The organism is Streptomyces lunalinharesii, assembly GCF_039532155.1.
GTDB lineage: Bacteria > Actinomycetota > Actinomycetes > Streptomycetales > Streptomycetaceae > Streptomyces > Streptomyces lunalinharesii.
The window spans coordinates 21,009-29,034 of record NZ_BAAARK010000063.1 but is presented as its reverse complement, the minus strand read 5'-3'; the positions used below and the strand labels follow the sequence as shown (position 1 = coordinate 29,034).

Here is an 8,026-nt window from a genome sequence, read left to right as displayed (position 1 = left end):
GAAGACAATTGCAGACGCCAACTCCTTGGCTCACAGAACGACATGGCTACGATCCGACTTCCTCCCGCCGGTGTCGGCGCCCCGCCCGTGACGGGGGAAGGAGAAGAGAAGACGGGGGAGGACCGGGTTGCTGCTTGCCCCCACCTCCCGCTGGGGCGGGGCCCACTCACGGCGGGAGGGTTCGGGGCCTTTGGGGTGGGTGTGCGGACGTAAAGCGCAGCAGTCCGCACACCCACCCCAAAGGCCCCGAACCCGGCACCCACCCCTCACCGGGGCCCCGCCCCACACCACCCCCACCGCCGAAGGCGGAACAACCGCACCCCGCACGGCGGGGATGCCAACAACGTGGGCGGCACAAAATCCTCGTACGGCACGGTTCACCCCTCAGCCGAGCCAGGACGTAGGACGTCCCTTGTCCTGCGGACGATAAGAAGGGTCCAACTGGCCGTCAAGGCACGGCACATGACGGTTTTTCGTGTCGGCAACGGCGCCGCCGACACGGGATGAAATCCCGGTGAACGGGATGATCGAGACAAAACCGCCGAGCCACACGACCACCGACGAGCCACACGACCACCGACGAGCCACACGACCACCGCCGGGCGACCGGCACCCGGCCCCCGGCCCCAGCCCCCGGCCGGCGCCCGGCGGCTACGCGGTCAGCCGGCGCCGGATCCCGTCGAAGTGCCGGTGCATCGCCGCCACCGCACGCTCCCCGTCGCCCGCCTCCAACGCGTCGACGATCTCCGCGTGCTGACGGTAGGTCACCTCCGGGTCCGGCCGGACGTCGGCGAGGTCGTCGCGGACCCGGCGCAGCGCCGCCCAGAACGCGTCCAGCACCTCGCTGAGCAGGTGGTTGCCGAGCGACCGGTACAGCGCGAGGTGGAAGGCCCGGTCGGTGGCGCTGAGCACCTCCCCGCCGCGCGCCTCCTCCGCCATCCGCTGGACCAGCGCCCTGAGCACCGCGAGGTCCTCGGCCGGCAGGCCGCGCGCCACCGTGCCGATCAGCCCCGCCTCCAGGGCCTCCCGGACCTCCATCAGCTCGTACAGGCTGGGCTCCCCCTGGTGGTGGCGGACGGCGGCCCGGAAGGCGACGCCCTCGACGAACGGTTCCAGGGAGAGCGCGCCGACGTAGGTGCCGAAGCCGTGCCGGATCTCGACGATCCGCATGGCCTGGAGCGCCTTGAGCGCCTCCCGCACCGAATTGCGGCTGACGTCGAGCATGGCGACCAGCTCGGTCTCCGTGGGCAACGGATCACCCGACGTCAGCCCGCGGTCCAGGATCAACTGCTTGATCCGCGCCTGGACGTCCTCGGACATCGTGCCTCGCGCCATCCTCATCGCCCTCTTCCCTCTCCCGCACCTCATGCGCCGCACGCCAGGGGCCCGTTCGGACCCCACCGGGGCGGAATCCTTGACCGGGTACCCGCGCGCATGCCTATTGTGACCGCGATATCGGACATCCCATGTCTGATGTGCCAGCTCAGCGCCGCCCTTGGAGCCCCCATGGCCCTCACCGTCCCGCTGCACGGCGTCATCCCCCCGGTCTGCACCCCCCTCGACCCACACGGCGAGGTCGACACCGCGTCCCTCACCCGCCTGGTCAGCCACCTCCTCGACGCCGGCGTCCACGGCCTGTTCGCCCTGGGGTCCTCGGGCGAGACGGCCTACCTGACCAATCATCAGCGTGCCACCGTCCTGGAGACCGTGGTCACCGCCGCCGGCGGCCGGGTGCCGGTCCTGGCCGGGGTCATCGACACCACCACCGCCCGGGTCCTGGAGCACGCCCGGACCGCCATCGCGCTCGGCGCCGACGCCCTGGTCGCCACCGCCCCCTTCTACACCCGCACCCACCCCCGCGAGATCGCCGCCCACTTCCGGCACCTGCGCACCGCCACCGGCCACCCGTTGATCGCCTACGACATCCCGGTGTCGGTGCCCAGCAGGCTCTCCCCGGCGCTCGTGCGCGAACTGGCCGAAGAGGGCACGCTGATCGGGCTCAAGGACTCCAGCGGCGACGACGGCACGCTACGGCGCCTACTGGTCGCCCTCGGCGGCCGGTCCGCCCGGCGCACCGGCCCGGCACCCGACTTCGCCGTCCTGACCGGCTCCGAACTCACCGCCGACGCCGCGCTGTTGGCGGGCGCGGACGGCGTCGTCCCGGGCCTGGGCAACGTCGACCCGGCGGGCTACGTGCGGCTGTACGGCGCCGCCCGCGCCGGCGACTGGCCCCGTGCGGCCGCCGAACAGGAGCGGCTGGTCGCCCTCTTCGACCTCACCGACACCGGCCCGGAGAGCGAGATGGGCCGCAGTTCCTCCGCCCTCGGCGGCTTCAAGGCCGCCCTCGAACTGCTGGGCGTGATCGACCACCGGGCCACCGCCCTCCCCCAGCTCCCGTTGGGCGAGAAGTCGCTCGCGGAGGTGGGACGTCGGCTGTCCGAGGCCGGCCTGCGCCCCACCGGCTGAGCCGCCGGCCGGACCGCCCCGTCACCCCGGCCGCCGGCCGTCCCCGTACGGGTGACGCCCCCGCCCCCCACCCCCACCGGGCCGGCCGGTGCGGCACGATGCCGCGCCATGGATGCCGTACGCGTCGCGCTGCTGCGCGAGGTCCTCGCCGGAACCGAGTGGATCGAGGCCACCCGTCGCTTCGCCGGTTCGCTGCGGACCGCCGTCGCCCCGCACGGCGGCGGTCTGCTGCTGGTCGGCAGCGCCGGCTACGAGCCCTGGCACCTGGCCGCCCACCTGGACGACGAGGCCGCCTGGTCCGGTCTGCCGGAGCTGTCGCCGACGCTGGTCCGCCACCGGGTCCCCGCCGGGGCCCCGGCGCACCTCGCGGTCGGGCCGGGGCGGCTGGCGGCCGCCGGACGCGGCGCGACGCTGCTGGTGGTGACGCCGGAGCGACCGGACGCCGGGCTGCTGGAGCGGGTCCACGACGCGCGACGCAACGGCGCCACGGTGCTCGCCCTGGACTCCGGCGACCGCGATCTGCACGCCCTGGCCCACGACGCGCTGACCACCGCCCCGCCCCCGGAGGGCACCGCGTCGCCCCCGGGCCTCCCGCACACCTCCGGCCTCGACCTCGACACCGTCCAGCACCTGGTCAGCGCGGCCGCCGGCGAGAACGGCCGGCCCGCGCCGCGCCGGCACCGTCGGTTCCGCGACCGCCTGGCCCGCCTCGCCGAGGGACTGGCGACCCCGCCGCCCCCGCGCTGGTGACCCGGCCGGGGCCGCCGGCTACGCGCCGTCCGCGTCCCCCGGGCCGCCCTTGCCGCCCTTGCCCATGTCGTGCCACTTGGGGTCGGTCTCCCACTCCAGGTTGCGCTCGCGGGCGGTGTCCATCGCGTGCGCGGCCTCCTCGCGGGTGGCGTACGGGCCGAACCGGTCGGCGGCGCGGCACTCGGGCCCTTCCTCGACCGTCTGGTGCCTGAGGCAGTAGAACCACTCGCCCGGCTTGCCGACCGTCCGCCGTTTGAACAGTGCCATTGCCGCCTCCTGTGCTTGGCTCCCGTTGCCACCATCCTGCCCGACGGCCCGCGGATACACTCGCTGGCATGTCTGGCCAGTCGCTTCTTGTCCCCGGGGAGATCTCTCCCACCCGCCCCGTTCCCGCCTCGATCCCGCGCCCCGAGTACGTCGGCAAGGACGGCCCGACCCCGTACACCGGGCCGGAGGTGCAGGACGCCGAAACCATCGAGCGGATGCGGATCGCCGGCCGGATCGCCGCCCAGGCGATGGCGGAGGCCGCCAAGCACATCGCGCCCGGCGTGACCACCGACGAACTCGACCGGGTCGCCCACGAGTTCATGTGCGACCACGGCGCCTACCCCTCCACGCTCGGCTACCGCGGCTTCCCCAAGTCCCTGTGCTCCTCGCTCAACGAGGTCATCTGCCACGGCATCCCCGACTCGACCGTCCTCAAGGACGGCGACATCGTGAACCTCGACGTGACCGCGTACATCAACGGCGTGCACGGCGACAACAACGCCACGTACCTGTGCGGTGACGTCGACGAGGAGTCGCGACTGCTGGTGGAGCGCACCCGGGAGGCGCTCCAGCGCGCGATCAAGGCCGTCAAGCCGGGCCGCCAGATCAACATCATCGGCCGGGTCATCGAGTCCTACGCCAAGCGCTTCGGCTACGGCGTGGTCCGCGACTTCACCGGCCACGGGATCAACTCGTCGTTCCACTCCGGCCTGATCGTCCCGCACTACGACAGCCCGCACCACACCACCGAGATCAAGCCCGGCATGACGTTCACGATCGAGCCGATGCTGACGCTGGGCTCGTACGCGTACGACCTGTGGGAGGACGGCTGGACCGTGGTCACCAAGGACCGCAGGCGGACCGCGCAGTTCGAGCACACGCTGGTGGTCACGGAGACCGGGACGGAGATCCTTACGCTGCCCTGATCGGAACCGGCGTAGCGTTTTTACCGACAGGTTGTCGGGAACAGGTTGACCAGGGCGCGTCCTGCGTAGTTAGGTAACCCTAACCTGACGGTTGCGTGCATCCGTCGGCCTGTTCCCGCCACGCCCCTGTCCGCGCTCGCCGGCCCCCGGAGGTCCGCCTTGGAAGCGTCCAGCCCGACCCCGTCCTTCTCGACGGCCATCCGCACCGCCTCCCACGAGCAGCACACCGAGGCGGAGAACTCCGCGTTCATGAGCCACCTGCTGGGCGGCAAGCTCGGCGTCGCCGCCTACCGGCGCTACACGGAACAGCTGTGGTTCGTCTACCGCGCCCTGGAGGACGTCCCCCAGGACCTCGCCGCCGACCCGGTCACCGGCCCCTTCCTCCGCCCGGAGCTGGCCCGCACCGAGGAGCTGGAGCGCGACCTCGCCCACCTCGGCGGCCCCGACTGGCGCACCGACCTGGCGCCGCTGCCGGCCACCGCCGCGTACGCCGAGCGGATAGCCGCCTGCGCCCGCGACTGGCCGGCCGGCTACATCGCCCACCACTACACCCGCTACCTCGGCGACCTCTCCGGCGGCCAGATCATCCGCGGCACCGCCGAGAAGACCTGGGGCTTCGCGCGCAAGGGCGACGGCGTCCGCTTCTACGTCTTCGAGGCCATCGGCAACCCCGCCGCCTTCAAGCGCGAGTACCGCGAACTCCTCGACGCCCTGCCCGTCGACGACCTGGAGAAGCAGCGCGTCATCGACGAGTGCAAGCGCGCCTTCGCCCTCAACAGCGCCGTCTTCCGGGAGTTGGGCAACGCCTTCCCGCTCAGCGCCTGACCGTCGCGCCTCCCGAGGGGCCGCCCGCACCGAGGGGCGGCCCCTGCGCGCGCCCAGGGCCCGGTCCGCGGCCCCCCACACCACACCGCACGCCGCACCAGGTGACAACTCGGGCCGCCCCAGGGCCGCGGCGGAAAACAATCGCCACCCCGACCCCACCGCCGGCCCTCGGCCACCGGGTATGGTTGCCGCCGAATCGTGCCACCCCGGCGGCCTCCCGTCCGCCCCGGTCGCCCCGAAGGAGCCCGAGCCCCATGACACGCAGGTCGCCGTTCCGGGTGCCCGCCACACTGACGTCGGCCGCGGCGGCGCTGGTGGTGCTGAGCGGATGCATGACGGTGCACGGCGAGCGCGAGGTGCTGCCCGCGGTGTCGCAGGCCGACGCCGCCAAGGCGCTCACGCACTTCACCGACGGCTTCAACAAGGCCAACCGCACGCTGGACGCGACGAAGAACACCTCGTTCGAGTCCGGTGCGCTGCTCGCCATCGACCAGGCGGGGCTGAAGGCGGCGCACGGCGTCCGCCCCGACGGCAACCCGAACTTCACCCCGCTCGCCTTCACCGACGCCCACTTCACGGTGCCCCAGCAGAAGGGGTGGCCGAAGTTCTTCGTCGCGGACGCCCTCAGCAACCGCCGGGGCCAGGGCGGCCAGAACACCCGCTGGTTCCTGGCGTTCAGCCGAAGCGGCGTCCACGAGAAGTGGCGGGCGTCCTACCTCGCGACGTTCTCCGGCAGCCAGGCCCCGCAGTTGAAGGTCACCGACGGCTACGGGGAAGCGGTGCCGGTGGACGGTTCGTCGGGGCTCGCCCTCGCCCCGGGCCAGTTGAGCACGGCGTACGCGGACTACCTCAACACCGGCAAGGGCGACGCGTTCGCGCCCGGCCAGGAGACCGACCGGCTGCGGGCCTGGCGCGCCGGCCAGGCCAACCAGCCGGGGGCCCGGATCCAGTGGCAGGACCAGGCGTCGGAGCTGCCGCCGATCGCGCTGCGCACGACGGACGGCGGCGCGCTGGTCTTCTTCTCGACCGTCTACCACCAGCAGAAGACGGTCTCCAAGGGCCTGATGATCACCGTGCCGGCGGAGCTGCGCGGGATCATGGAAGGACCGACGACGAAGAACACCACGCGGATGGCGTTCACCACGGTGTCGGGCCAGACGGTGCTGGTCCCCGCGAAGGGCGCCGGCGGCAAGATCAAGGTGCTGGACCGCATCGAGGCGAAGACGTCCGCCAAGGCATTGTGAGCGAACAGCCGGCGGCCCGGCCGATCGGCCGGGGCGGCGGCGTCAGCGCCCGATGGGCCAGGCCGCCGTCTCGTGGTCCGGTTCGCGGCCGATGAACTCGGCGCAGGCGTCGGTGAGCGTCTCCAGCAGCGTCAGCGGGTCCGGCAGCGGGAGTTCGGGGCCGCGCAGCCAGGTCACCGCGGGCTGGTCACCCAGGAGGGCGGACGGCGGCAGCAGGACGTAGCTGCCGCGGCAGTGCCAGCGCAGGCCGGGGTGCTCGTCGAGGGTCTCGGGGTGGCAGTCCAGCTCGCACGGCCACCACTCGTCCTCGTCGTCGGGGGTGCCGCGGGTGGCCGTGAAGAAGAGCATCCGGCCGTCGCCGATGCCGGCGCCGCTGAGGCTGACCGGGCCGACGTCGACGCCGGCCGCGTCCAGCCGGCCCAGGGCGCTGCGGCCGGCTTCGACGGGGACGTCGAGGACGTCGTGCGCCATGCCGGTGGCGGTGATGAAGTTGGCCTGCGGGAGGGTGCGGACCCAGGCGGCGACCTTGTCGCGGTCGGTGGTGGCGACGGTCTGCCAGCCGAAGGAGATGGGGTGCCGCCCGGGGGTGGGACAGCCGATGCGCTCGCAAGAACAGCCGTAGCCGGCCGGGTGGGCGGCGGGGGCGACCGGGAAGCCCGCGTCGACCGCCGCCATCAGCAGGTCCTCGCGGCCGCGCGCGGCCGCCGATCCCGAGTCCGTATCGCTGCCCGATCCGTTCCTCGGCCGGCGCAGCCACTGGGAGAACCTGCTCTTGCGTTCCATCAATCCCCTCACTTCGAGCGGTGGTCTGGGGTCAATGCTGCCACCATCCCGGGCCCCAGGTGACCGGTGTGCGGATCCGGGGTGAACGCGGCACGGGCGAACAGGGGCATTTCACGCCATCGCCGACCGACCGCCCCCGACCGTCAGTCGCGCGGGCGCAGACCGCGGAGCACCTGGTCGACGAGGGTGTCGACGAAGGCGTGGGTGAGTTCCCCGGTGCGCATGAGCCAGCGCTGTGAGAAGGGACTCAGGAGCATCTCGGCGCCGATGCGCAGGTCGATGTCCGGATCCAGCTCCCCGGCCTCCTGGGCGGCGCGGAGCCGGTCGACGTAGACGCGGGTGCCGGGCTCCATGAGGCGGCCGACGAAGGTGCGGGAGAGCTCCTCGTCATTGGCGCCGGCCGCCGCGAGGGCCCGGTAGGGGGCCTGCCAGGCGGCGTCGTTGAACTCGTCGGCGGTGGCGCGCAGGACGGTCTTGAGGTCGGCGGCGAGGTCGCCGGTGTCGGGGAGCCCCACCTGGTCGTACTCCTCGACGACGGAGCCGAAGGCGTCGAGGAGTACGGCGGCCTTGGAGGGCCACCAACGGTAGATGGTCTGCTTGCCGACGCCGGCGCGGGCGGCGATGCCTTCGATGGTGAGCTTGTCGTAGCCGACCTCGCCGACGAGGGCGAGGGCCGCGTCGAAGATCGCCCGGCGGGAGCGTTCGCTGCGGCGGGAGGCGTCGGGGGCTGGTTTGTTGGCCATGGGCGGATTCTAACGAGCAAGA

At 72.8% G+C, this 8,026-nt stretch carries 9 protein-coding genes; 5 read left to right on the top strand and 4 right to left on the bottom strand.

The window, feature by feature from the left end; all coding sequences use genetic code 11:
* Positions 1–651: 651 nt before the first annotated feature.
* Positions 652–1,335: a FadR/GntR family transcriptional regulator gene (locus ABD385_RS39175; protein WP_344584790.1), complete on the bottom strand. Its 684-nt coding sequence runs from the start codon at positions 1,333–1,335 to the stop codon at positions 652–654.
* 171 nt (positions 1,336–1,506) lie between these two features.
* Between ABD385_RS39175 and ABD385_RS39170 the strand changes: the two genes are divergently transcribed.
* The gene (locus tag ABD385_RS39170; protein ID WP_344584784.1) at positions 1,507–2,466 is read left to right on the top strand and encodes a dihydrodipicolinate synthase family protein; all 960 of its coding nucleotides are present in this window, start codon (positions 1,507–1,509) and stop codon (positions 2,464–2,466) included.
* A 108-nt stretch (positions 2,467–2,574) separates the two neighbouring features.
* A complete protein-coding gene (locus tag ABD385_RS39165) occupies positions 2,575–3,216 on the top strand; it encodes a hypothetical protein (protein WP_344584783.1) in 642 nt (213 codons plus the stop codon).
* An 18-nt stretch (positions 3,217–3,234) separates the two neighbouring features.
* On the opposite strand, the gene ABD385_RS39160 is transcribed toward ABD385_RS39165, so the two are convergent.
* Positions 3,235–3,483 (bottom strand): hypothetical protein, encoded by a 249-nt coding sequence (locus ABD385_RS39160; protein WP_344584781.1) that lies wholly within the window; start codon positions 3,481–3,483, stop codon positions 3,235–3,237.
* Positions 3,484–3,551: 68 nt separating this feature from the next.
* On the opposite strand from ABD385_RS39160, the gene map reads away from it, so the two are divergent.
* The 3 genes from map to ABD385_RS39145 all read left to right on the top strand — a co-directional run bounded on the left by map (position 3,552) and on the right by ABD385_RS39145 (position 6,478).
* Complete coding sequence (gene map / locus ABD385_RS39155; RefSeq protein ID WP_344584779.1) at positions 3,552–4,409, top strand: type I methionyl aminopeptidase; 858 nt, start codon at positions 3,552–3,554, stop codon at positions 4,407–4,409.
* A 159-nt stretch (positions 4,410–4,568) separates the two neighbouring features.
* Positions 4,569–5,234, top strand: coding sequence for a biliverdin-producing heme oxygenase (locus ABD385_RS39150; RefSeq protein ID WP_344584778.1), 666 nt, complete (start codon positions 4,569–4,571; stop codon positions 5,232–5,234).
* A gap of 254 nt (positions 5,235–5,488) precedes the next feature.
* Positions 5,489–6,478 (top strand): SCO2278 family lipoprotein, encoded by a 990-nt coding sequence (locus ABD385_RS39145; protein ID WP_344584776.1) that lies wholly within the window; start codon positions 5,489–5,491, stop codon positions 6,476–6,478.
* A 42-nt stretch (positions 6,479–6,520) separates the two neighbouring features.
* Here the strand turns inward: ABD385_RS39145 and ABD385_RS39140 are convergent, their stop codons facing one another.
* Both ABD385_RS39140 and ABD385_RS39135 read right to left on the bottom strand, forming a co-directional pair.
* Entirely contained in the window at positions 6,521–7,261 is a 741-nt protein-coding gene (locus tag ABD385_RS39140) for a bifunctional DNA primase/polymerase (protein ID WP_344584774.1), read from the bottom strand.
* Between the two features lie 143 nt (positions 7,262–7,404).
* On the bottom strand, positions 7,405–8,004 hold the full coding sequence (locus tag ABD385_RS39135) for a TetR/AcrR family transcriptional regulator (protein WP_344584772.1): 600 nt from the start codon (positions 8,002–8,004) through the stop codon (positions 7,405–7,407).
* Positions 8,005–8,026: the final 22 nt, after the last annotated feature.